This is a genomic window from Phyllobacterium sp. CCNWLW109, from assembly GCF_037203905.1.
GTDB lineage: Bacteria > Pseudomonadota > Alphaproteobacteria > Rhizobiales > Rhizobiaceae > Phyllobacterium > Phyllobacterium ifriqiyense.
On record NZ_JBBCBK010000001.1, the window covers coordinates 1,052,868 to 1,076,684 of the forward strand.

At 53.7% G+C, this 23,817-nt stretch carries 27 protein-coding genes; 13 read left to right on the plus strand and 14 right to left on the minus strand.

Features of this window, described 5'->3' with window-relative positions:
- Positions 1-59 precede the first annotated feature (59 nt).
- Positions 60-332, minus strand: coding sequence for a hypothetical protein (locus V9K92_RS05130; protein WP_115055075.1), 273 nt, complete (start codon positions 330-332; stop codon positions 60-62).
- Positions 333-582: 250 nt separating this feature from the next.
- Between V9K92_RS05130 and V9K92_RS05135 the strand changes: the two genes are divergently transcribed.
- Complete coding sequence (locus V9K92_RS05135) at positions 583-753, plus strand: hypothetical protein (RefSeq protein ID WP_162802623.1); 171 nt, start codon at positions 583-585, stop codon at positions 751-753.
- A gap of 212 nt (positions 754-965) precedes the next feature.
- Here V9K92_RS05135 and V9K92_RS05140 read toward each other — a convergent pair whose 3' ends face one another.
- On the minus strand, positions 966-1,316 hold the full coding sequence (locus V9K92_RS05140) for a DMT family protein (protein WP_115055076.1): 351 nt from the start codon (positions 1,314-1,316) through the stop codon (positions 966-968).
- Positions 1,317-1,432: 116 nt separating this feature from the next.
- Positions 1,433-2,530 (minus strand): HPP family protein, encoded by a 1,098-nt coding sequence (locus V9K92_RS05145; protein WP_336441511.1) that lies wholly within the window; start codon positions 2,528-2,530, stop codon positions 1,433-1,435.
- A gap of 225 nt (positions 2,531-2,755) precedes the next feature.
- Between V9K92_RS05145 and V9K92_RS05150 the strand changes: the two genes are divergently transcribed.
- From V9K92_RS05150 to V9K92_RS05160, 3 genes are all read left to right on the plus strand, one after another.
- Positions 2,756-3,496 carry a hypothetical protein gene (locus V9K92_RS05150; RefSeq protein WP_337353452.1) on the plus strand — a complete coding sequence of 247 codons (741 nt, stop codon included), beginning with the start codon at positions 2,756-2,758 and terminating at the stop codon, positions 3,494-3,496.
- A 178-nt stretch (positions 3,497-3,674) separates the two neighbouring features.
- Positions 3,675-3,995: a PepSY domain-containing protein gene (locus tag V9K92_RS05155; RefSeq protein ID WP_307277539.1), complete on the plus strand. Its 321-nt coding sequence runs from the start codon at positions 3,675-3,677 to the stop codon at positions 3,993-3,995.
- Between the two features lie 29 nt (positions 3,996-4,024).
- The gene (locus V9K92_RS05160; protein WP_115055081.1) at positions 4,025-4,621 is read left to right on the plus strand and encodes a general stress protein; all 597 of its coding nucleotides are present in this window, start codon (positions 4,025-4,027) and stop codon (positions 4,619-4,621) included.
- 47 nt (positions 4,622-4,668) lie between these two features.
- Here V9K92_RS05160 and V9K92_RS05165 read toward each other — a convergent pair whose 3' ends face one another.
- From V9K92_RS05165 to V9K92_RS05175, 3 genes are read right to left on the minus strand one after another with little or no spacing between them, the layout of a single operon-like run.
- Positions 4,669-7,818, minus strand: a complete 3,150-nt coding sequence (locus V9K92_RS05165) for an efflux RND transporter permease subunit (RefSeq protein WP_337353453.1) — start codon at positions 7,816-7,818, stop codon at positions 4,669-4,671.
- Positions 7,815-9,032, minus strand: coding sequence for an efflux RND transporter periplasmic adaptor subunit (locus tag V9K92_RS05170; protein ID WP_337353454.1), 1,218 nt, complete (start codon positions 9,030-9,032; stop codon positions 7,815-7,817). Before V9K92_RS05170 ends, V9K92_RS05165 begins: the two co-directional genes overlap by 4 nt.
- A 21-nt stretch (positions 9,033-9,053) precedes the next feature.
- Positions 9,054-9,767, minus strand: coding sequence for a TetR/AcrR family transcriptional regulator (locus V9K92_RS05175; protein ID WP_337353455.1), 714 nt, complete (start codon positions 9,765-9,767; stop codon positions 9,054-9,056).
- A gap of 151 nt (positions 9,768-9,918) precedes the next feature.
- Between V9K92_RS05175 and V9K92_RS05180 the strand changes: the two genes are divergently transcribed.
- Genes V9K92_RS05180 through V9K92_RS05190 form a run of 3 tightly spaced genes read left to right on the plus strand, consistent with a single transcriptional unit; the run spans position 9,919 to position 11,961 of the window.
- Positions 9,919-10,455: a sigma-70 family RNA polymerase sigma factor gene (locus tag V9K92_RS05180; RefSeq protein WP_115055085.1), complete on the plus strand. Its 537-nt coding sequence runs from the start codon at positions 9,919-9,921 to the stop codon at positions 10,453-10,455.
- Positions 10,448-11,221, plus strand: a complete 774-nt coding sequence (locus tag V9K92_RS05185; RefSeq protein ID WP_115055086.1) for an anti-sigma factor — start codon at positions 10,448-10,450, stop codon at positions 11,219-11,221. Before V9K92_RS05180 ends, V9K92_RS05185 begins: the two co-directional genes overlap by 8 nt.
- Positions 11,222-11,244: 23 nt before the next feature.
- On the plus strand, positions 11,245-11,961 hold the full coding sequence (locus tag V9K92_RS05190) for a Bax inhibitor-1/YccA family protein (RefSeq protein WP_337353456.1): 717 nt from the start codon (positions 11,245-11,247) through the stop codon (positions 11,959-11,961).
- A 56-nt stretch (positions 11,962-12,017) separates the two neighbouring features.
- Here V9K92_RS05190 and V9K92_RS05195 read toward each other — a convergent pair whose 3' ends face one another.
- Positions 12,018-12,578, minus strand: coding sequence for a winged helix DNA-binding protein (locus V9K92_RS05195; protein ID WP_115055088.1), 561 nt, complete (start codon positions 12,576-12,578; stop codon positions 12,018-12,020).
- Between the two features lie 380 nt (positions 12,579-12,958).
- Between V9K92_RS05195 and V9K92_RS05200 the strand changes: the two genes are divergently transcribed.
- Both V9K92_RS05200 and V9K92_RS05205 read left to right on the plus strand, forming a co-directional pair.
- Positions 12,959-13,090 (plus strand): hypothetical protein, encoded by a 132-nt coding sequence (locus V9K92_RS05200; protein WP_337353457.1) that lies wholly within the window; start codon positions 12,959-12,961, stop codon positions 13,088-13,090.
- 166 nt (positions 13,091-13,256) lie between these two features.
- On the plus strand, positions 13,257-13,850 hold the full coding sequence (locus tag V9K92_RS05205) for a transglycosylase SLT domain-containing protein (RefSeq protein WP_440809795.1): 594 nt from the start codon (positions 13,257-13,259) through the stop codon (positions 13,848-13,850).
- A gap of 210 nt (positions 13,851-14,060) precedes the next feature.
- On the opposite strand, the gene V9K92_RS05210 is transcribed toward V9K92_RS05205, so the two are convergent.
- From V9K92_RS05210 to V9K92_RS05220, 3 genes are all read right to left on the minus strand, one after another.
- A complete protein-coding gene (locus V9K92_RS05210; protein ID WP_115055090.1) occupies positions 14,061-14,486 on the minus strand; it encodes an SRPBCC family protein in 426 nt (141 codons plus the stop codon).
- Complete coding sequence (locus tag V9K92_RS05215) at positions 14,479-14,811, minus strand: ArsR/SmtB family transcription factor (protein ID WP_115055129.1); 333 nt, start codon at positions 14,809-14,811, stop codon at positions 14,479-14,481. The genes V9K92_RS05210 and V9K92_RS05215 overlap by 8 nt, the downstream gene beginning before the upstream one ends.
- Positions 14,812-14,961: 150 nt before the next feature.
- Positions 14,962-15,315 (minus strand): DUF1428 family protein, encoded by a 354-nt coding sequence (locus V9K92_RS05220; RefSeq protein ID WP_115055091.1) that lies wholly within the window; start codon positions 15,313-15,315, stop codon positions 14,962-14,964.
- 222 nt (positions 15,316-15,537) lie between these two features.
- Between V9K92_RS05220 and V9K92_RS05225 the strand changes: the two genes are divergently transcribed.
- Complete coding sequence (locus V9K92_RS05225) at positions 15,538-16,641, plus strand: (5-formylfuran-3-yl)methyl phosphate synthase (protein WP_337353458.1); 1,104 nt, start codon at positions 15,538-15,540, stop codon at positions 16,639-16,641.
- Positions 16,642-17,343: 702 nt separating this feature from the next.
- Entirely contained in the window at positions 17,344-18,972 is a 1,629-nt protein-coding gene (locus tag V9K92_RS05230) for an MFS transporter (RefSeq protein WP_337353459.1), read from the plus strand.
- 3 nt (positions 18,973-18,975) lie between these two features.
- On the opposite strand, the gene V9K92_RS05235 is transcribed toward V9K92_RS05230, so the two are convergent.
- The 4 genes from V9K92_RS05235 to V9K92_RS05250 all read right to left on the minus strand — a co-directional run bounded on the left by V9K92_RS05235 (position 18,976) and on the right by V9K92_RS05250 (position 21,619).
- Positions 18,976-19,398 (minus strand): nuclear transport factor 2 family protein, encoded by a 423-nt coding sequence (locus V9K92_RS05235; RefSeq protein WP_443094443.1) that lies wholly within the window; start codon positions 19,396-19,398, stop codon positions 18,976-18,978.
- 53 nt (positions 19,399-19,451) lie between these two features.
- Complete coding sequence (locus V9K92_RS05240; protein WP_337353461.1) at positions 19,452-19,922, minus strand: SRPBCC family protein; 471 nt, start codon at positions 19,920-19,922, stop codon at positions 19,452-19,454.
- A gap of 84 nt (positions 19,923-20,006) precedes the next feature.
- Positions 20,007-21,248 (minus strand): RNA polymerase sigma factor, encoded by a 1,242-nt coding sequence (locus V9K92_RS05245; RefSeq protein WP_337353462.1) that lies wholly within the window; start codon positions 21,246-21,248, stop codon positions 20,007-20,009.
- A complete protein-coding gene (locus V9K92_RS05250; protein ID WP_307277582.1) occupies positions 21,245-21,619 on the minus strand; it encodes a YciI family protein in 375 nt (124 codons plus the stop codon). The genes V9K92_RS05245 and V9K92_RS05250 overlap by 4 nt, the downstream gene beginning before the upstream one ends.
- A 35-nt stretch (positions 21,620-21,654) precedes the next feature.
- Here V9K92_RS05250 and tam point away from each other — a divergent pair, with 35 nt between their 5' ends.
- Positions 21,655-22,491 (plus strand): trans-aconitate 2-methyltransferase, encoded by an 837-nt coding sequence (gene tam / locus V9K92_RS05255; RefSeq protein WP_337353463.1) that lies wholly within the window; start codon positions 21,655-21,657, stop codon positions 22,489-22,491.
- Positions 22,492-22,519: 28 nt separating this feature from the next.
- Positions 22,520-23,812 (plus strand): NCS2 family permease, encoded by a 1,293-nt coding sequence (locus V9K92_RS05260; RefSeq protein WP_337353464.1) that lies wholly within the window; start codon positions 22,520-22,522, stop codon positions 23,810-23,812.
- Positions 23,813-23,817: the final 5 nt, after the last annotated feature.

The window sequence follows — 23,817 nt, forward strand, 5'->3', positions numbered from 1 at the left end:
TACGTCCGACGCAATCTGTCCTGAGTGGGATGTCTCGTCAGAAAAACGGTTTTACGCCTTCACGCCTGATTCTCAGGATTGAGAGGGGAGGCCTCTATCGCCGCCTGTATCGTTCGCGAGGTCACAGAGGGGCGCGCACGGTTAGCCGCATCGATCATTTCATTCGTCGGGTTACGAAGAACATCATAGACGATGGGGAGCGCAACATTGGCATAATCACGATAGGTTTGACGGATGAAGTCGGGGATTTTGTCCCACTCCTGGCTACCGGTGCTGCGGTAAGCATGAATAGCCTGGGCTACTGCTTCAATAAGTTTTTCGTGTCCCGTCATGGTTCAATTCTCATTTTCGACCATACCCCACCACCGAAATGGTCACTCCTCAGATTAATTTAGTCCGCAATCGATTAATTATAGTGGGAATCGTTTATCTATTTTCAATATAGGCAAGCTTGTCTTTGCCAATTAACGCATAATATGGTTATTGTTGACTGGTTTAGATGGTGTCGCTTCAAGACGTTCTTCCACGAGCGATGCCTGCATTCTTTATTCATTTAAAGCTTACTCCTTGTGGAGTGCAATTATGCAGAAGCTCGGCCAAGAGATTATATGTCACGAGTGCAAAACCAGTCATATGACGGTTCCGATTGAAGAAGAGGACGAGGCGCCCGTGCATTGTTCCGAATGCGGTGCCTTAATGTGCTTCTGGCGCGATGTGGTTGCCGACGAGACGCCGGCCATGAAAAAGGCATGAGTCCAGCAATCTGGCGCGCCAAGCTTTACAGTATTGGGCAATGAAAGCGCTCTCCCCATTTATTGTTCTTATCTGCTTTTCTGAAGTATTCACGCACAAATCAATTGTACAAAGTTAGCCCGCATTTTTGCGGTCTGTCATCCCCGATTTGAAAAATAGAAGGATGAACTGTCGCAGATTTGCGACAGTTCAGGACAAATTCCGAAATTCAATTATAGTGGCCCTTTGAATACGAAGAATGCGCCGCCACAAATCATGGCAAAACCGACAGCGTGGTTGATTGTGATTTTTTCGCCGAGATAAGCCACCGAAAAGCCCGCGAAGACCAGAAGCGTGATGACTTCCTGGATCGTTTTCAGCTGGGCTGCGGAATAAACCTCATGCCCGTAGCGATTGGCCGGAACGGCAAGGCAATATTCGAAGAAGGCGATCATCCAGCTGACAAGAATGACCAGCATCAAGGATTTATTGCCAAATTTGAGATGCCCGTACCACGCGAATGTCATGAATACATTTGATCCGAGGAGCAGGAGGATAGGACGGATATAATCGAAAGACGGCATGGAGGGTCTCTTTGGTTTGCGGGATTTAACGGTGATATCAGAGTACGGGTCGCCGGACGACGGGCGATAAGCGCCCGCTCCCGGTTTTTCCGGCACTGCATCTTTTGCGCAACGGATCAGAGATAGGAATTGAAGGCGACGCCGAGCAGATCGGTCTGGGTGACCAGCCCGAGAACATGGCGGGAATCGTCAATGATGATCACCGCATGGGTCTTGCCGTCAGTCAGCATGGGCAAAAGCTTCATGGCATGGTCGTCAGGCTTGGCAGTGACAGCAGCGGTGATTGACCCTTTGATTGCCGCCCCGGCATTTGCCAATTCGCGCAAGCCGATCGTGCCAAGCAGGCATCCTGAAAGGTCAAGAACGGGCAGGGCACGCACATTGTGTTCAAGCAGCAGGGTCCGCGCGGTATCCGCACTGGCATCCTCAGAAACCTTGATCACGTCACGTGACATGATATCGCTGCACAGCAGTGCCCGGTGCCGCCGTATAGCGGCCTGAACCTGCACTTCCCGCAGCAGAATATCGATATCGCTTCGTTCAATATCGAATGTCTCATCAAGTGCTTCCAGCGCGTTATCGACATCTTCGCTTTGAAAGCCCGAACGCAATGGGGCTGGCGGGTCCTGCGTCCCATGTATATTGGCAACAGGCGCGGCTGCCTTGTGTGGATAGGTTCTGCCAGCCAGCCTGTGAAACAGGATACCCAGCACAACGAGCAGCACGGAATTCAGCGCAACCGGCACGAATGGGAAGAGAAAACCCGCCGAAAGAACCGCTGGCCCGCCGATAACAGCTGTCAAAGCGGCAGCGCCACCTGGCGGATGCAGACACCGTGCCACCGACATCACTGCGATTGCACATGCAACAGCCAGAGCAACAGCCAGTTCCGGCTGATGTACGAAATGAGCCACTGTCACGCCGACCAAGGCGGAAATTGTATTGCCGCCGATGATTGGCCAAGGCTGTGCCAGAGGGCTGGCCGGAACGGCAAACAGCAGGACCGCAGATGCGCCAACAGGCGCGACGATGAGCGGCACGGCGGGGCCAGCACCGAACATGATGCCGCAAATCCAACCGGTCAGGCCAATGCCGATCAATGCCCCAATGCAGCCGATAATTCTCTCGCGCAATGTCGCCCCGGCGAGGATCGGCACGAAGAGACGAAACCGCTCCGTCCCATCCGGGCCTTTTGAATAGAAAAACTGGCGCATTTGGAAAATTCCGGGCGACTTTCGATATAATACCCGCATCTACGGCGGACGGGAGCCAATGAAAAGGGAAATAATTCTCTAAATCGGCGATTATCCGTAAAAACTTTTTCCCTTTGCCATGGTAACGAAATACCAAGGAAGCCCTGTCAAATTAGGAATATCGCGACTCGATATTTCCGACTTTTATCCAGTCACCCCATGATGGACTGAAAACGGCAGGACTCAATGGCTCAGAAAAAGCGCCGCACTCGTTCAACTTCGCGCTCTCCGAAGCGATCGTCCTCGCGGTCGTCGCAGCGTTGGTCTCCCGTCGGGTTGCTGCTTGCAGTGGCGGTATTGGGTGGTGTCGGGTTGTTGGCATTCTGGACAAAGGAACAGGCGAAAAACCCATCTGCAACAAATACCAGATCCCCCGTGGCTACAGCTTCCAGAGCGCCGTCTGCGGTGCCCAGACCCGAGAAAGAGGTGAGGTCGCCGGCAAAAACAGCGCTTCGCGAGGATAGCGTACGGACAGAGATAGCACGAGCGCCTGTGCCGCGACCCTCCGTTCCCGTGGGCGTGCCGCAACAAAATCCTGCTGCAACCAAGCCGACGCAGCAAGCATCATTGCAGCGTCCGCAGGGGCCCATTGGCAAAGCAATTGGCGAGCCACCGCGCGGCACCAATGTGCCGGGCATGGCGCCATCGGTAGTCTATGCTCGTGACAGGCTGGTATTACGGCGTAGCGCATCGCAAGCTTCCGCCTCGATAGGCTCTGTCGAAAAAGGGCGTGAAATGCGCTCCTACAGCAAAGCGGGCAAATGGCATCATATTGCAGTGCCGACAACTGGCATGATTGGCTGGGTGCATGAGGACATGTTGATAAAGGGAAGGCAGGCTCCCAACATATCAAGCATGACAACCGGCGCAATATACCGTGCACCTGCACAGGCAGTCTATCCTCCGCGGCCGGTGGGTGCGCAATAAGCCCGCGCCGTTCCTCGCGATTGTTTTTGGTTTTTGTCATGACGCTCCTTCCAGGAAGTTCCGTCAATTAGAAAAAATAAACCTGCTCTCCATCATCTGAAAATCAGGAACCTCATCTGCCTATGCGGGTTAGTCTCTCAGGCGGCTGACAAAATGGTCGCGAAAGATGGAGGTTCATATGAGACGAATTGCACTCGCACTTGGCGCGCTTTCGATTGCCTCACTGGCTTATGCACAGGAGGCTCCTAAGCCGACTACAGAGTCTGAAACACCGGCAGTGACAACGCCGGATTCTACCAATCCTGCTGCGCCTGTCGCCGGAGAAAATAGCTTTACAGAAGCCCAGGCCCAAGAGCGCATTGAAGCCAAAGGCTACACTGCCGTAACGGGCCTTGTAAAAGGCGAAGACGGCATCTGGACGGGTACGGGCACCAAGGACGGCAAGTCTTTCGAGGTCAAGCTCGACTATCAGGGCAACATAACAGAGACCGCAAAATAAGGGCGTAAACCAGCTTAAGGAGATCAGATATGCAAACCGTAACAGGACTATATGACAATCACCGCGATGCAAGACAGGTGGTCGAGCAGCTCGAAGACGCCGGGGTTTCCTCTTCCGATATCACAATCGCGGGACGCGATGGCGATAGCGGCGAAACCTATGCGGGCGAGGGGGCTGCTGCCGGCGCCGGTATTGGCGCTGTTGTCGGTGGTACGGGCGGGCTGCTTGCCGGTCTTGGCATGCTGGCAATTCCTGGTGTCGGCCCTGTCGTGGCGGCAGGCTGGCTCGCAGCTACAGCTGCTGGTGCGGCGGCCGGTGCAGTGGCTGGCGGCGCCGCTGGCGGATTGATTGGCGGGCTTACGAGTTCCGGCGTTGATGAAGATGATGCGCATGTCTATGCGGAGGGCGTCCGCCGCGGCAGCACGCTCGTATCTGCCAGGGTCAGCGATGACCAGGCCGATATTGCCCGCTCGATCATCAACAATAATACGCCGGTAGATCTCGACACGAGGCGATCCATGTATCGTGAAGAAGGCTGGGATCGCTTTGATGAGTCAAGCCCGGCATTTACCGAAGAAGAGCTCGCGCGGGAACGGGACAGGGTTCGCAATTATCATCCGCTATAATAGCAGCAGCAGAAACAGAAAGAGCGCCCTTGGGCGCTCTTTTGCGTTTATTCAGCCGCTTCGGTCATGACCCGCGCCGGGTGGATGAGTGGCACCGGACTGCTGGCATAGACCTGCTCCGTATGCGGTTCATCCGGTTTGTTCGGACGCATGGACCAATGGAATATTCTGCCCATCCAATGGCTCACATCATCCATGATTGTGTAGAAGGATGGTACAAACACCAGCGACAGAACTGTTGAAACCAGCAGACCGCCAATCACCGCAATCGCCATCGGGGCCCGGAATTCACCGCCATCGCCAAAAGCCATTGCTGCGGGCAGCATGCCTGCCGACATGGCAATCGTCGTCATCACGATTGGCCGGATGCGTTTGCGCCCGGCATCAATAATTGCCTCATTGCGCGGTATCCCATGCTTCACTTCTTCTATGGCAAAATCGACAAGCATGATCGCATTCTTGGTGACAATGCCCATCAGCATCAAAATACCGATGACCACGGCCATGGAGACGGAATTATTGGTCAAAAGCAGAGCCACCGCGACACCTGCAATCGAAAGAGGCAGTGACATGAGGATGGTGAAGGCGTGGAACACACTGCCAAAGAGCAGGATCAGCACCACGAAGACCAGCATCAGGCCCATGATCATTGCATCGCGGAATCCGGTAAAGACTTCACCCATCACCTCGGCATCGCCGGTTTCCTGAATCCTGACGCCTTCCGGCATGGATTTGGTCTGCGGCAGGTTTTTGACAATGGAGAGGCCCTCGCCAATTTCCTTGCCCTTGGCCATGTTTGCGCCAACGACGACCCGGCGTTCGCGGTTGAAGCGCTCAATGGAGGAGGGACCCTGTCCAAAGCTGATCTGCGCAATTGATTCCAACGGAACGACTACACCGGCAGGTGTTGTTACGGTCAGGGTCTGGAGCACAGAAAGGTCACGGCGCGAATCCTCGGTCAATTGAACGCGGATCGGGACCTGCCTTCCATCAACCGTATATTTTGCCAGATTGGCATCAAGATCACCCAAGGTCGCAACACGCAAAGCCTCCGACAGCGCTGATGTCGACAGGCCCAGCTCCGCCAGCTTATCCATGCGCGGTGTCACGATGATCTCGGGGCGATCAAGCGCCGCCGTGGATGACACAGCCTGAAAGTCGCCGGTTGCAGTCATGGCGCTTTGCAATTGTCTTGCCTGCTGGGTTACTTTCTCACCATCATTGCCGATGACGCCAACAGCAAATTCGCGTTCGCCGCGATCATTGACGAAATTGGCGCGCAGATCGGAAACCTCGGACAATTTGTTGAAAATGTCGGTCTCCACCTGTTTCTGGGTGCGGTCCCTTTCGGATTTATGGCTGAGCTTAACGACCATCGTTGCGCGCCTTGTATCCAGCGAACCCGTTGGCGACGCACCGCCCGTCACATAGGTCTGCTTGACTTCTGGTATCTGGCGAACAAGTGATGCCGCCTCGTCACTAACGCGGCGTGTTTCCTCGATAGGTGCACCAGGAGGCAGTTCAAGGCTCACGACAACCCGGGCTTCATCCTGTGGCGGGACAAAGCCCGATGGCAGAAAGCCCATGGCCCAGATTGCAACAGCAAAAAGAGCCACGCCGCTGCCCAGCGTCAGCCAGCGGAAACGCAAAGTGACGGTCAGGAAGCGGGTATAGGCCTTGATCCAGCCGGTTTCTTCCGAGCCGTGGTGCAGGCTTTTTCCGTCGCGCAACAGATAGGCGGTCATCATCGGCGTAATAAGCCGTGCAACAAGCAGCGAGAAAAAGACCGCGACCGCAACCGTCAGACCGAATTGCTTGAAATATTGACCGGCAATGCCGCTCATGAAGCTGACCGGTGCGAACACGGCAATGATTGTGGCCGAGATGGCGATAACAGCAAGCCCGATTTCGTCGGCAGCTTCCAGTGAAGCCCGATAGGGTGATTTGCCGGATCGCATATGCCGGACAATGTTTTCGATTTCGACGATAGCATCATCGACCAGAATACCGGTCACCAGAGTAATACCAAGCAGACTGATCAGATTGAGCGAGAAACCCAGCATGTCGATGGCCCAGAAAGTAGGGATCGCCGACAAGGGCAGGGCAACAGCCGCGATCAATGTCGCCCGCATATTGCGCAGGAACAGGAACACGACAATGATGGAAAGCACGGCACCTTCAATCAGCGAACTCATCGCGGATTCGTAATTGCCATAGGTATAATTGACCGAATTATCGATCATGCTGAAGCGTGTATCGGGGTATTTCTGCTGCAACTGATCGATGCGCGCCTGCACGGCCGCAAAGACTTCTGTATCGCTGGCTCCCTTTGCGCGGAACACACCCAGCGAAACAACCGTCTGATTATCGACACGCGCAAAGGATTTTGGCTCTTCAAAAGCGTCGCTGACAGTTCCGATTGCATCGAGCCGGACAGAGCGTCCACCGGCGAGCGGAATTTCCACGGCACGCAAATCTTCCAATGAACGGGAGCCGCCCAAGGTTCGGATCGTCTGTTGCGTATCGCCCAGATCGCCGCGTCCGCCGGTCAAGTCGGCGCTCATGGATTTCAGGGCACGATTGACATCGGCAGCGGTAACCCCGAGTGCGGTCAATCGATCGGGGTCGAGCGAGACACGGATTTCGCGCTTCACCCCGCCATACCGCTCTACCTTGCCAACGCCCTTGAGCCCCTGAATGTCGCGGATGATCGTGTCATCGACAAACCAGGAAAGCTGTTCCGCCGTCATTGCCGGAGCGGAAATGCCGTAGGTCAGAATTGCCGAACCTTCGACATCCACCGAATTGATCAGCGGTTCCTTGATGGTCGCTGGAAGATCATCGCGGATGCGCGATACGGCATCCTTGACGTCGTTCAGCGCTTTTTGCGTATCAACCTCCAGCCGGAACTCGACAAGCGTTGTCGAATTGCCTTCAGTCAGATTGCTGATGACATTCTTGACGCCGGTAATATTGGCGACAGAATCCTCAACCCGCTTGGCAATCTGGGTTTCCAGCTCTGTCGGCGCAACGCCCGGATCGGTAATCGAGACCGATATCAACGGCACGTCGATATTGGGGAAGCGGGTGATGGGCAGTTTGGAAAAGGCCATCAGCCCCAGCACGGTCAAAACGACAAAGAGGAGAATTGCCGGAACCGGGTTGCGGATGGACCAGGCGCTGATGTTCCAGTTCATTTGACCGCTCCGGTCTGCTCGGCTGAGACACGAACCGGGGTAACGCGGTCGCCATCGGCTACGAATGTTCCGGCGCGGGCGACGATTTCTTCGCCCTCGGCAAGACCCTCAAGCACTTCGGCGGAATGGCCGTTGCGAATGCCGACTTTCACCTTGCGGCTTTCGACAACACCGTTCTTGACGACCTGAATGAGCGTCGCCGGCCCATTATAGACAATAGAGGAAAGTGGAACGCTAATGCCGCCACGACGGGCAAGTTCAATGACAGCGCGGGCAAAATTGCCCGGGCGGATTGAAGGGTTCTTCTCAAGCGACACTTTTACCGCGCCCAGACGCGAGCTTGCTGAAATCTCCGGAGAGATCAGGCGGATTTTGCCTGCGACCGGTTCTTCCATGCCCGAAACGCGGACAGAGACCGGCATGCCCGCCTTTAACAGCGGCAAATCGACTTCCGGAATATTGCCTGCGAGCTCAAAATCATTATCGCGGGCAATGCGGAACAATGGTCCCGCATTGGCGGAGACGATCGCGCCAAGAAGTGCGTCGCGGCTCAAAATAACGCCGCTTGCCGGTGCTCTTACATCGGCTTTCTCCAGACGCAGCATGACATCGCGTTTTTGGGCGGCGACAAGTTGCAACTGCGTTTGCGTTGCCACCAGCGCGTGACGAGCCGTGTTCAACTTGGCATTGGCGCTGTCATGGGCATTGGTTGCATTGTCAAATTCAGCTTTGGAAGTGAAGCCCTTGGCACTCAAGGAGCGGGCACGCTCCAGCGCTTCCAATGCTTGCCGCACGGCAATCTGAGCATCGACAATCTGTGCTTCGGACTGTGCGATGGACGCGGCGGCCTGAGCCCCTTGCGCTTCGATTTGCGCAAGCTGGATTTCAAGCGAAGACTTGTCGAGCCTTGCCAGGATGTCGCCTTCCTTGACAACATCGCCCTGATCAGCATTGAGCTCGAGTACAAGCAGTCCGGCAACATCCGTGCCGACGGCAACCTCCTGCCGGGGAACAATGGTTCCCGTTACGGTCAGTGTCGCCACCATTTCCTGCTTTCCGGCAGCGACCACATTGATCGAGGGAGCCTTGGGTTCGCCTGCAACCGCTGGTGTGTCTTCGGCCGCGGCAATTCCGGGCAAGGACAAGGCGAAACCAATCGCCACAATGGAGGAGAAGAGAACTTTTCTAAGATTGCGGTGAGGGTGGCGGTTCATCTTGGAGCCTGGGGGTGAGAGCTATAGTTGCTTGTTCGTTGGTCGCAAAACGGCGGTTGCCAGCGCACGGAACACGGGTTCCAATGCTTCCAGCGGCACGCCTTGTGCGGGAAAATTGCGAAGGATAATGCCTTCGCCCATGGCTGCGAGCGTGGCGACGGCAAGCTCAAGTTCGACCACCGGGTCGATAAGGCCGGCCTCTTTTGCTGCGGTAAATGCAGCAATCAGCCTTTCACGCATCATGCCTTCATGCAGTTCGCAAATGGCAGCAACCGCATCATTGCGTGTCGCCTCGGCGCGTACTTCAATGAAAAGGCGTGCACTGGCATCGGCTGGGCCATTATTGCTCATATCCATCGACATGTGGCGCACATGCTCTATGCCCACTTTGACAACGGCCTCAATAATGTCATTGCTACTGGACATGCGATCAAGGATCTCTGCGCTTTCACGCCGATGTTGCGCACAAATATGTTCAATGATCGCCTCTTTTGAGGAGAAATAACGATAAAGCGCGCCGGGGCTCATGCCAGCCTCGGAACAAATGTCATTCATGGAGGCTCCGCGAAAGCCGGAGCGGATGAAACAGGTGGTTGCAGCGGCAAGGATGCGCTCTTCCTGCGCCTCGCGATTGCGCGCCCGCTTGCCGAACAGCTTGGTGACAAAACAGCACGATTCCTCCGTATCATCACTTGATGCGGCGGGTGTCTGTCTCGGCATTGCTTGATCGGTCATCAGTCACCATTAAAAAAGAGAGAACGTTCTCTCTCATTTATATCAGCTGCACAATAGCGTCAATATGAGAATGATCATTCTTGTTTTTACTGCTGACAAAAAAATCCGTACTGCATGGGAATAAACCCGCGATAGGCTACGTATATCGGTCATGAGCAATGAAAAAACCCGCTTCGACGTGATTGGCCAGCTTGGATCGCTGCGCCGTTATGCGCGCTCGCTGGCTCGTAATGAGCAGGATGCCGAGGATCTCGTGCATGATGCGCTGGTGCGGGCCTATGAAAAGCAGGCGAGTTTTCGCCCGAACGGTAATTTGCGGACATGGCTGTTTTCCGTGTTGCACAACACGTTCATTGATGGCTTCCGCTCGCGCCAGGCTGATGCGCGCAGAATAGCCCAGACGGCAGAGACGGCGGAAACCGTCCAGCAGCCATCGCAGGAACATGCAGTGCGGCTGGAACAGATACGCCAGATGTTTGAAACCTTGCCCGAAGAGCAGCGAAGCGCGCTGCATCTGGTGGCTATTGAGGGGCTTTCCTATGAGGAAGCTGCCGGAATTCTGGACATACCTATCGGCACATTGATGTCGAGGGTCAGCCGGGCACGGGCTTTCATGCGCGCCAGCGAAGGCGAAGAGCCTTCTTCCCGCGCTGCCCAACTGCGAATTGTCGGAGGTCGTGATGATTAAGACAAGAGACCCTATCGTGCAGGCCGATTTTGATGCCTATGTGGACGACCAACTGGATGGCGCGCGCCGTATCGAGGTGGCTGGATATCTTTCCGAGCATCCCGAAGATGCTGCCCGCGTCATGGCAGATCTGCGTGGCCGTGATGAATTGCGTCTCGCGCTTTCAGCGCCCGCTTCGGTTTCCGGCCTTGCTTCTGCACAGGCTGCCGAGCGGCTCCAGCGCAGCCTTGGACGCAGGCAGATTTTCAATCGGCTGCAACGCGTTGCGGCGGTGGCATTGCTTGTTGGCCTCGGTTGGATGGCCCATGCCGGTTTTGGTCCGTTGATCGTCTCGGAGGTTGTCGCTTCACAGCCGGCTCCTGCCTATGTCCAGGATGCGGTGATGGCACATCGCACGTCGCTGGTCCGCGCTGCAATGACATCGCAGCCCGGCACCCGAAATTATGACCCGGCTGAAATACGTGCCGCCACGGCAATCATTATGCCCAAGCTTCCAACCGAATGGAAAGTGAAGGACGTGCAATTGTTCCCGTCCACATTCGGACCAAGCATTGAACTTGAGATCGGATCGTCTGTCACGGGTGCCTTGTCTCTTTTTGCGGTTCGCCCCGGGTCCTTTGATGTCGTTAAACCACGCATTGTCGAGATTGAAGACATGAAAGCAGCCTATTTCCAGATAGGCGACGTCGCCTATGCGCTCGTTGCCGATGGTGGTTCCGATGAGCTGGGCAAAGCCGCTACACAACTTGCCAACACACTTTACTGATCAACAACAGAAGGAACGTTCTGATGAATACACCACTTCGTTATGGCATCGACCGGGCAGGCGGCCAGACAGCCGCTGCGTTCGACGAGGGCCTGCGCCAGCATATGCTGCGCATCTACAACTATATGGGCCTTGGCCTTGTTCTCACCGGTGTTGTCGCTTTCGTCGTCGCTTCAACGCCAGCACTTTATGTACCAATCTTCTCGACACCGCTTAAATGGGTGGTGATGCTGGCGCCGCTGGCTTTCGTGATGTTCTTCTCGTTCAAGATGCAGACAATGTCGGCAGCTTCCGCTCAAATGCTGTTCTGGGCGTTCTGCGCCGTCATGGGCCTGTCCATGGCTTCCATCTTCCTGGTCTTTACCGGCAACAGCATTGCGCGCACATTCTTCATTGCCGCAACAATGTTCGGTGCAACCAGTCTTTACGGCTACACCACCAAGCGTGACCTTTCGCAGTTCGGCTCGTTCCTGATCATGGGTCTGATCGGTGTTGTCGTTGCCAGCGTGGTCAACATCTTCCTTGGTTCGACAATGATCCAGTTTGTGGTGTCAGTTGCCGGCATTCTCGTCTTCGTCGGTTTGACCGCCTGGGACACACAGACGATCAAGGAACAGTATGGCGAGAATATTGATTCAGAGACACAGCAGAAAATGGCCGTATTCGGTGCGTTCTCGCTCTATCTCAACTTCATCAATATTTTTCAGCTTCTGCTGAACTTTACAGGCGAGCGCGAATAGCAACGCCTGAAGAGTTGACGAAAGGGCCGGAGAAATCCGGCCTTTTTTGTTGGTTATTATTCGCCGCGGGGGCCGAAAATGGCTGCGCTTGCCCAAGTCTGCTCAATACGATCAAGCGTTTTGAAAGTGATTTCGAGGTTACGAATATTGTCGGGGCTGTCGGCAACGATTTTATGGCAGTTGGCGGCGATGGCCGTCATGTCGGCGCAAAGCTCCTTGCCCTTTTCCGAAAGCTTGATTCGCGCTGCGCGGCGATCACGCTGCAGGGCGTTACGCTCAATATAACCGGACTCACCCAGCTGCTTGAGGTAGTAGGAAAGGTTGGTGCCCGCATAGGGACCGCGTTCCATCAACTGCGTGACAGAAATTTCGTCATCGCCAATTGCCAGAAGCAGCATCAGATGGGCGTGGCCGATTTCTTCAACGCCGCGACGGGTCATTTCCGATTGCATAAAGGCTGCAAATCGTCTGTTCACCCGCTCCAGCGTGCGCGCAAGTTCAAAATGTGTGATGTTCGGTGCCGGAATATTGGCGGGCTTGCGGCCACCAAATGGCTTCGACACGTCATCCGGTGCCGCTTCGTTATCAATCATATGTTGCAGATAATTCGGTACCATCGAAGTCTCCGTAACGGTGCCCACCGCCAGTTTACGAGAAAACTTACCAGCGCTTAATGGTGCGCCGCACATCAAAGCAATTAACAAGACAATCAATCAGAAGCCATCGGTATATAAGCATAAAGTATTAGAGAAAAGCATTCATTTACGATCGTGCTGCTTTTTTTCACGATGGCTTCTCTTGGCGCAGATTGGGACAAAAAGTGCCAAGCAGCGCCATATTCCGTTATTATGCCGACATATATTAAATAATATGCACAATGCGTAAGCTTATATCTGATGATGGATAAATATTAGGCAGTTATTCTTGCTGACGCCTGCGAAGCAACAATTGACCCTGCAGGGCAAAGGTTTCACGCGTTCATTCGAGGCCTATAAAAGTGCACAAGAAAACTGTGGCAGACGTGGCGACACGGGTAGCCGGTTGGCAGAGGTATTACGGAAATCCTAATATTCTCGACGAAATGAACAAGGGCGTTGCCGATATGCCCGCCGGCAACTCGGCTCGATAGCAATTGCTGACACAAACGCCCTGTTCATTCCAATCCTCTTGCCAAGTACCGGGGCCGCATCTCCGCAGGGAAGAGGCTGCGGAGGATGACTCGCCGCAACAATTGTTGAAAACCGGCGAATCGCATGGCAAAAAACTATTAACTTTTCCTGTCTATATCAGGAACAATGTTACGAAAATTGTCTCTGAAAATGGCAGTAATCGCCGTCATTCTGGCTCTGGGCGGGTGCGCATCTGCGCCCAGCCGGATTAATAATGTCTGCGCTGTTTTCGAGCAACGCGATGGTTGGTTTGATAATTGGTATGTTGCTGCCAAACAGACCGAACGCGAATATGGCGTACCAGTACCAATTCTCATGGCGACCATCCGCAAGGAATCCGGGTTCAGTCCCCGTGTAAAGCCGCCGCGTACAAAGCTGCTTGGCTTCATTCCATGGAAGCGGCCATCCTCCGCCTATGGTTTTTCGCAAGCGCTGGATGGAACGTGGAAACAATATCAGCGCGAAACCGGGCGCTATGGCGCAAGCCGCAGCAAGTTTGCCGATGCGGTCCATTTCGTTGGCTGGTATCACTCCAAGAGCAACAAGACGAACGGCATCGAGTTGAATGATGCCTATCATCTCTATCTGGCCTATTATTTCGGTCACGGCGCTTTTTCACGGGGTGAGTGGAAAAGCAATGCCAGCATGCAGCAGGTCGCCCGCGCCACCACCAAGATGGCCGAGGATTACGCCGCGCAAATGCGAAACTGCAATCAATAACTCTGTTGGACTTGTCATTGTCGGCGCGAATTCTGCTCGAGTTTCAGTTTGCCGCACCAATATCTTGCGTGGTTCGACGAGGCTCACCGTGAGGAAAGCTGGCGGTTGCAGGGAGTCAGGATTTGCAACGCTGGCAACTGTCATTGCAGCACTTTAACCTTCCTCATGGTGAGCCTCGTCGAACCCTGCATAACGCTGTTGCCACGCCCTTCAGGCGAGAGCCTCATCCATGGAATCAAGGATTGCTGTCCAGCCTTTGTTATGGCCATCGCGCGATTCTTCATTGCGGAATTTCACATGCCGCAGGGTAACATCCGTCTTGCCCTGACCCGCTTCCACAAAATCAATCGTGACCACGCTGTCATCGAGTGAGTGCGGAGAACCCCATGTGAAAGAGAGCCGCGAATGCGGATCGATTTCAAGATAAGTCCCATAATGCGGGATTTCCCGTTCGCTCGTCACCATGATGATCTCGAAGCGGCCGCCTTTGGTCGGGTCATTCTTCACCTTGGAGTCCGCGATGCAACCCGGCGGACGCATAAATTTTGCCATGGCGTTAGGGCTGATCCAGGCATTGAAAACCTTCTCGCGTGGTGCGGCGATTGTGCGGTTGATCGTCAGTTCTAGCTCACTCATTTTCGTCATCCTCCAAAAGCATGTTCTCAAGCGCTGTCAGGCGCAATTCCCAAATCGACTTCAACTGACCGAACCAATCTTCGGTAAGTCTGAGCGGGGCAAGCTCGGCAGCGATAAAGTGCTCGCGGCCCGAAGTCTGCCGGGTGACAAGTCCTGCTTCCTCCAGCACCTTGATGTGTTTGGAAACGGAATTCAGGGACATGTCGAAATGGGCAGCAAGCGAGGTCACCCTCAACGCACCCTCCTGAACAAGGAGCGTCAAAATCTGTCGCCGTGTCGTATCGCCAGCGGCCTTCAGAATTCGTGACAGGGCATCGTCGTCCATTTCATTCATCCATATGGTTGAATATCGCATCTGCGCATATTAGTCAACCATATGGGTGAATATTATTTCCCGTGCAATCTGAATGTCCGGTTTCGCACAGAAAAACCGGAAACAATGTCCCGTTGATTCTGCTGCCTATGGGCGAGGGCTCTACATTTGCAGCAGGACGTTGAACCCGCCATAGATCATGCGCTTTCCGTCAAATGGCATTTGGTCCATCTGCTTTGATAGTCGCGGGTCGTCCATGACCAGCTTGTTTATCTTGTCGCGTTGCTCACGGGATTCGTAGGTGATCCAGGAAAAAATCACGATCTCGTCGTCCTTTGCCTGTACGGAGCGGGGAAACGACGTCAGTTCGCCAAAGGGCACATCATCGCCCGTGCATTCAACATAGCTTAGCGCGCCATGCTCCATCCAAACCTCGCCTCCCAGTTGGGCAAGCGCCCTATAAGCGTCGATCTTGTCCTTCGGAACTGCAAGTATAAAGCCATCAACATAGGTCATTTTGATTTCCTCTCATGGTTCACTCCCAAAGGAACGTTTGAGGAAATCCAAATCCTACATCGCTGTTAAGTTTTTGCCGGCGAGGTTTGAGCAATATGTGCCCGAACGTGTCGTGGGTTGAGCAGAAATATCGGAATAACTGTGCCAACATGTTGGGCGGGCGATCGTTACGAGCTATATCATCTTTATTTGCCGCTTCATCCAACATGGGTTCGCTCAGGAATGACAAAACTGCTTGCCAGCGTACAGAATCTGCCTGAGGCGGAAATCGTCTTCGAAAATGGTGCGGACATTATTGATGTCGGCGGTCCGGCCATAGCCATGTCAGGCTCGGTCGAATCCGGGCCTTTGCCGGAAATCATCAATTTCGTGGCTGGCCGCAGGCCCGTTTGTGCCGATGCCAGCCATTTGCCGATGCAGGCAGATGTGATGCGCCGCAAGGTTGGAGAGTTTGTCGCTGCGGGTGTGGAATATATACGGGTGGGCTTGCGTCCGGGCGAGAACCTGCTGGCAGTGATCGAGGCGATCAAGCCGTTCACCTCCAAAGTGAAGCTTGTCGCCGTCATGTTTGCTGAAGAACAGAGCCGATATCCCAAATCATTTTTAGATGACCTGGTTGCGGCCGGTTTTCACGCCGCCATGATTGACACGGAAAACACGCTTGGCGAACGCTTGCTCAACCATTTGTCGCCTGACCAGATCGGTCAGTTCTTCAAGCTCGTTCAGTCGAAAGGCTTGCTGGCGGGTGCCGCCGGTTCGCTCGAAGCGCCCGATATTCCACGACTGCTTTCCTACAGGCCGGATATGCTTGGTTTTTGCGCCGCATTGCGCACTGACCTTTATTGGGCGGCGCCAATGGATGGTCCTGGGGCAGCAAAGATAAGAGGGCTGATTCCGAAAGGCGCAGTGCGGTCCGTTGCACCATTGGCGGACGGCAGCGAACCAGGGTTGGGTACGGACAAGATTTTCGTGCGCGATTTTGTTTTGCCGGTCGAGATCGGTGCCTATAGTTTCGAGCATGGCAAGACCCAGAAGATGCGCTTCGATGTTACTGCCGAAGTTGTTCGCGTTGCCCGCAATGCAGAACAATTGCGTCATGTTGTTTCCTATGATCTCATCATGGACGGCATAAGAGCCATTATCGCCCGGGGCCATGTCGAGCTGTCTGAAACATTGGCCGAGCAGATTGCGGCTTTCATTCTGGAAAATCCGCGTGTGCTGAAAGTTGTGGTCAGGGCCGAGAAGCTGGAATTGGGGCCGGGCGGCGTCGGCGTTGAGATTGAGCGCCGCCGCGGTGAAACCGGAGGCTGGGGCGCTTTTCACTAGGTTTGTCTGGCCGTGCGGTTTTTGGTGCGTGGTTCGTCCTTTGACACGCTCAGGAGCTGACCATGAGGGAGGTTGTTATTTGCGGAAACCTTCCTGCAATACTGCGATGAACTGCAATCAATCCACATTACTCATGGTGAGCTTGTCGAACCACGCACTATTGGTTCCCGGGCATCAGCGATAAGGATTTCGCGCTCGCTGCAATGATCGAGAAGGTTGAGCAGTGGCAGCCCGGCAAAGAAGAGGGCCCGCTAGAGGGAACGCCGCAGGATGACCCGCGTTATGCCTTCGTAAAATATGATGTCTGAAAGGCAAGATTGAAGACCTGTCATTCCACCAGCCGAGATTGAAATTAGCTGCGCGACAGAACACAAAATTCCCGGGTCGAAACTAAAGAAACGATCGTTCAATTAATTTCGACCGGATTTCCAGAAATCGGCAATATTTGGAGGCTAAAAACAGGCTTTATAAACACGCTGCGCTGAAAATCGCACAACCTCGCTGCACATTTGCGGAAAACTTCCCGAAGAATCGCCAAATTTTCCCGAAAAAATCCAACTTTTAAGTGCATTTTAGTTGTCTAAAGTTGTGCGAAGCGCATGTTTCGTTGCGATAAATGCCGTCCGCGACTGGCATTGCCGGAATTATTGCCTGTAAGATGTGAGCCCGAAACAACCTTGCCCGAACAAGAAAGTTGATGCGGTGACAGACCGAAAATCGCCCTTGGCGCCGTTCAAAAACGACACGTTCCGTAACATCTGGATTGCAAGTCTATCCTCGAATTTTGGATCTTTGATCCAGTCCGTTGGCGCAGCCTGGATGATGACGACCATTTCCAGTTCTGTGGGCATGGTGGCCTTGGTTCAGGCCTCGACCGCATTGCCTATCATGTTGTTTTCATTGGTGTCTGGCGCGCTCGCGGATAATTTCAATCGCCGCCGGGTGATGCTTGTGGCGCAAAGTTTTATGTTGGCTGTGTCCGTTTCTTTGTCGGCATTTGCCTATTTCGGGCTCATTACGCCTTGGTTGCTTCTCACCTTTACCTTTCTGCTGGGATGCGGGACGGCATTGAACAACCCGTCATGGCAAGCTTCTGTAGGCGACATGGTTCCGCGCGATGACCTTCCGGGTGCTGTGGCGCTCAACAGTATGGGTTTTAATATAACGCGCAGTGTCGGCCCCGCTATTGGTGGCGCTATTGTTGCTTTCGCGGGAGCCGCAGCTGCATTTGCAGTCAATACTCTTAGTTACTTGCCCTTGATACTTGCCTTGTTTCGCTGGCAACCAAAATATGATGCTAATCCTTTGCCGAGAGAAACTCTCGGGAGAGCCATTTCTGCAGGTTTGCGTTATGTTGCGATGTCTCCGAACATTGCAAAAGTCATATTCCGCAGTTTTGTTTTTGGGCTTTCTGCCAGTGCTGTTCTCGCTTTGCTGCCATTGGTTGCACGCGATCTGGTGAAAGGTGGCCCGCTGGTTTACGGCATCCTGCTTGGCGCCTTTGGCATAGGGGCCATTGGCGGAGCGCTTTTAAGTGCCCGCGTGCGGGAGTTCATGTCAAGTGAAGCCATTGTAAAATCAGCGTTTATCGGGTTCGCGCTTAGTGCTGTCGTAACTGCTGTCAGCACCAATACCTGGCTGACCAGTGCTGCGCTTCTTGTATCCGGCGCGTGTTGGGTGCTGGCCCTGTCGCTGTTCAACGTCACCGTACAGCTATCGACACCACGCTGGGTTGTGGGCAGGGCGCTGTCGCTCTACCAAACGACAACTTTTGGTGGCATAGCCGGAGGAAGCTGGATATGGGGTCAGGCCGCTGCAGAACATGGTGCGGAAATGGCGTTGCTTGCATCGAGCGTGGTAATGCTTATAGGCGGCGCGATTGGTCTTCGTTATGCTTTGCCGGAATTCAAAACACTCAATCTGGATCCGCTCAATCATTTCAGTGAACCATTGCTGGCGCTTGATCTTAAACCGCGCAGCGGGCCCATTGTTATCATGATTGATTATGTCATCAAGGAAGAGGACGTGAACGACTTTCTTCAGGTAATGGCGGCGCGGCGGCGCATCCGAATTCGCGATGGTGCAGGCCATTGGGCCCTGATGCGCGATCTGGAGAACCCGGAGATTTGGACGGAAAGCTACCATACGCCGACCTGGGTGGAATATGTGCGCCATAATCAACGCCGCACAAAGGCCGATGCCATTGTCGGAACGCGGATCAGAGCCCTTCACAAGGGCGATACTGAGCCGCGTGTCCACCGCATGATCGAGCGGCAGACGACGCTGCCTCACGATATTGCCGCTCATAAAATGCCCATAGATATGTCTTGATTATCAAGGCTTTAAGTCTATTGCTGCTTGAAAGCTTCCATCCATATAAAATGGAACAGAAGCATGCACATGAGCGATTTTCCAGATGCCGCCCTGTTTGATTAGACCCAGCGTCTGCCGAAACCACAGGTCGGCCTTATCACCCGTGGTTTTCGTGCCGGTCATTCTGACCAGACAGCGCGCAAAAGCAACGTCGTCGCTTGCCGTAATATCCAACTCCTGCGACTCATTTCCGATAGGCCCGGTCCAGCTATCGAACCAGCTTTGAATGCCTTCGGCATCCTTGCCACGATACTGTAATGGTGGGGCAAGACTGAACTCGACAATGTCTTCCGTCAGATAAGAAAGCGTGCTCTGCGCATTCTTGTTGGAAATTGCATCCGACCAGTTCTTGAGGGTGTCCTCAATGGCGGTATTTTGATTAATACTTGTCACTTTTACTTCCCTTCCAGTGTTAATTGCGGAGTGTGAAGCGAGTTTCAAAGTTTTGCGACGAGCGCCTCAAGTTGATCGGTGCATTGACCCCAACCTTCATGAAATCCCATCTTCTCATGTGCTTCGCGATCAGCCACGGACCAGTGACGGACAAGCGCCGTGTATTTCGTTTTGCCTTCCTGCTCCTCGAAAGTAAGAATCAGTGTCATGAAAGGTTTTTCTGATGGAACCCAAGCACTGGTGAAAGCATCAGTGACCACAATCCGCTCATTCTCAATGACTTCAAGATACACACCTCGATTGGGGAATTCATTCCCGTCCGGTCCGCGCATGGTGATGAAGTTGGATCCGCCAACGCGCACATCCAGTTCCGCATGCGGTGTTGTATAGGGCAGGGGCGCGAACCATTGTTTCAATAATTCCGCATTGGTCCAGGCTTTAAAAACCTTTTCCCTGGGGGCCTTGATGAGGCGTGTCAGAACCAGATCACGATCTGTATTTGCCATTGTATCCATTGCAGTTCTCCTTGTTTCGATGGTCTGAACTAAGGACGAACGGCACGCGTGAAATCCGACATTTACCGCGAAAAAAATTGACGTTTATTTTTTTGAGAGACTATCAAGGTGGGTGCGGATATGGGCTGCTTCAGCGGCAGTATTGGCAAGAGCGATTGCGCGGTTGAATGCTTCGCGCGCTTCTCCATTCCGGCCGATTTTCATCAGCAATCCGCCCTTGACCCCGAAATAGTGAAAATAACCTGAGAGCCGCTCTTCCAATGGTTCGATGAGCGTCAGTGCCGCTGCGGGCCCGCGCACTTTGGCGACGGCAACTGCGCGGTTAAGCGTGATCACAGGTGAGGGCATCATGCGCTCCAGCGCGCGATAAAGCACGTCAATTTCGTTCCAATCAGTCTCTTCTGCGGTGGGCGCGCGCGCATGCAGCGCTGCTATTGCCGACTGAATTTGGTAGGGACCAGGCTGCCTGTGCCGCATCGCTTTATCGATCAGGGCCAGGCCCTCATTGATCATTTCACGGTTCCAGAGTTTGCGGTCCTGTTCCTCCAAAAGAATGACTTCGCCATTTGCATCGAAACGTGCAGCCGATCGCGCATTCTGTAGTAACAATAATGCCGCCAGGCCCATTATTTCGGGTTCGGTCGGATACATGCGCAATAGAAGCCTGACCAGACGGATTGCTTCGTCGCACAGCGGAATGCGGGCTTTTTGTTCGCTGGCGGCAGCGGAATATCCTTCGTTGAAAATCAGATAGATCATTGCCGCGACCGCCGCTAGCCGCTCAGCACGTTCGATGGGATCGGGCGTTTCAAACGGGATTTCGCCTGCGCCAATCCGGCTTTTTGCACGTGTTATGCGCTGTTCCATGGCGCTTTCGCCGACCAGAAAGGCTTTGGCAATTTGTTTTACCGAAAGGCCCGAAACGATTCTCAACGCCAATGGAATTTGTTGCGTTGCCGGAAGGTCAGGATGGCAGCAGATGAACAAAAGACGAAGGATATCATCACGATAATCCGCTCCGTCGATGTTCTCTGCAATCGTCGTTTCATTATCCTCCAGATCAGACAGCACTTCTTCAGGCGGCAATGGCTGCTGCTTTGCCTGACGGCGAACCACATCAATTGCGCTGTTGCGCCCGACGAAAATCAGCCAGGCCGTTGGATCGCGTGGCGGACCGTTCTTGGTCCAGTTTTTCAGCGCTTTGACGCAGGCCTCCTGAAACGCTTCTTCCGCTACATCAAGATTGCGAAAGTAACGCAGCAGCGCGCCTACAGCCTGCGGGCGGGCCGCTATAAGTGCCGCATCGATCCAACGTGCATCTGTCATGGTTTGGTTTGTCCGGGTCTGAATATTGAAATAGGCCGAATTTCGTAGGATCCCGTTCCGGGATTAGCGATCGAAAGTTCCTTGGCAATATCAAGTGCTTCGTCCAAAGAGGCGCAATCGACGACATAGAAGCCGAGGAACTGTTCCTTGGTTTCGGCAAAGGGACCATCAATAATGACGGGATCATTGCCGCTCTTGCGTAAGGTTGTTGCAGCTGTCGTCGGCAGCAGCCGTGCTACCGGACCGAGCTTTCCTTCCTTGGTCAGTCGTTCCTGAACAATTGCGAGCCGCGCCATGACAGCATCGTCCTCGTCTTTGGACCAGGCACCAACGATGTCTTCGGAATTGTAGCAAAGAATGGCGTAGAGCATTTTATTTCCTCTTCTTCATAGGATGACGAACCAGTATGACTTATGCCGACAACGGGTCAAAAATTTATTGCGATTCGTATCTGAAAGGTATCATCGTGAGAAAAACAGGTTGGTCACCGGAACAATATCTGAAGTTCGAGGACGAGCGCACGCGCCCAGCCAACGATCTTTTATCGGCGGTGCCGACGGCGGAAGTAGAATTTGCAGTAGATCTCGGCTGCGGCCCGGGAAATTCTACAGAACTCTTGCTCAAACGCTATATCTCAGCAGAGATTCTGGGAATAGACTCATCTGCAGAGATGATTGCGCAGGCTCGTGAAAGAGTGCCGAATTGCAGGTTTGAACAGGGGAATCTCGATACTTGGCGTCCGGAAAAGAAAGCTGACCTCCTTTACGCCAATGCTTCAATGCAATGGCTGTCTGGGCACGACACACTGTTTCCGCAACTCACGCAGTTTCTCAATATTAATGGTTCCTTGGCAGTGCAGATGCCGGACAATCTGGAGCAGCCGACCCATATTGCCATGCGGGAGGTTGCGGCCGACAAACGTTGGGCCGAAAAGCTTTCCGGAGCCAATGCAGCCAGAAGCAGTTTAGGCGAGGCTTCATTTTACTATGATTTACTTAAACCTCACGCTCGGCGTGTGGATATCTGGCGCACCATCTACCATCATCCGCTAAAAGGGCTCGAGGGTATTGTTCAGTGGTTTCTGGGCTCCGCGTTAAGGCCGTATCTTGCTGCGTTGAGCGAAGAACAGAAGCCGCAATTTATTGAAAAATATCAGGAATTACTCGCTCAATCATATAAGCCAATGGACAATGGCATTGTGCTCTTGCCATTTCCGCGTCTGTTCATCATAGCAACAATCTGAATATTCGTCTTAGCTTAGGGGGACCATCATGTTCGAAAAGCTTTTCAAGCTTAGCGACCACCAGACATCCGTAAGGACGGAGGTTTTGGCGGGCCTGACAACATTCCTGACCATGTCGTACATTATATTTGTCAATCCAGACATCTTGTCTTCGACTGGTATGGACCGCAACGCTGTCTTTGTTGCGACTTGTCTCGCAGCGGCGCTGGGTTCGGCCATCATGGCCCTTGTCGCCAATTGGCCAATCGGCATGGCCCCCGGCATGGGATTGAACGCGTTCTTTGCCTTTACAGTGGTTGCGGCACTTGGTTTTACCTGGCAGCAAGCGCTCGGCGCAGTCTTCATTTCAGGCTGTATATTCCTGTTGCTTACGGTAACAGGCATCCGAAGCTGGCTTGTTTCAGGCATCCCAAAATCCATTCGCAGCGCTATCGCCGCCGGTATTGGTCTCTTCCTTGCGCTGATCGCATTGAAGACGTCGGGCATTGTCGTGGACAATCCCGCGACGCTGGTTGGGCTTGGAAATCTTGGCGATACCGGCGTTCTGCTTGCTATATTGGGTTTCTTTGTCATTGCAGCTCTCGATGCACTCAAGATTCGCGGCGCGATTCTCATTGGAATACTTGTTGTGACTGTGCTGTCGATGGCTCTTGGTGTCAGCGAGTTCAAAGGCGTCTTTTCAATGCCTCCAAGCTTGGCCCCAACATTCTTTCAGCTCGATATAGCGGGAGCGTTGCATACCGGTTTTCTGCAAGTCATTTTGGTGTTTGTACTGGTTGAGGTATTTGATGCCACCGGCACCCTCATCGGTGTCAGCAAACGTGCGGGCCTTATCGAGGAAGGTAAGCCCAATCGCTTGGGCCGTGCGCTTTTTGCCGACAGCACCGCCATTGTAGCCGGGTCGGTTCTAGGAACCAGCAGCACCACGGCCTATGTTGAAAGTGCATCAGGAGTGCAGGCAGGCGGACGCACTGGTTTGACGGCTCTGGTTGTTGCGCTGTTGTTTCTTGCAGCTTTGTTCATAGCGCCATTGGCTGCGTCGGTTCCCAGCTATGCGACCGCGCCTGCATTGCTTTATGTCGCGGGTCTGATGATGCATGAACTGGTGGAAATCGAATGGGATGACATTACGGAGGCCACGCCAGCTGCATTGACTGCATTGGTAATGCCGTTCACTTATTCAATTGCAAACGGTCTTGCCTTCGGGTTCATCAGCTATGTAATTTTGAAGGCGGTAACCGGAAAATTCAGAGATATTCATTTGGCAACATTGCTTGTGGCGGCTTTATTCGTGATCCGGTTTGCGTTTTTTCCGCATTAATTGAC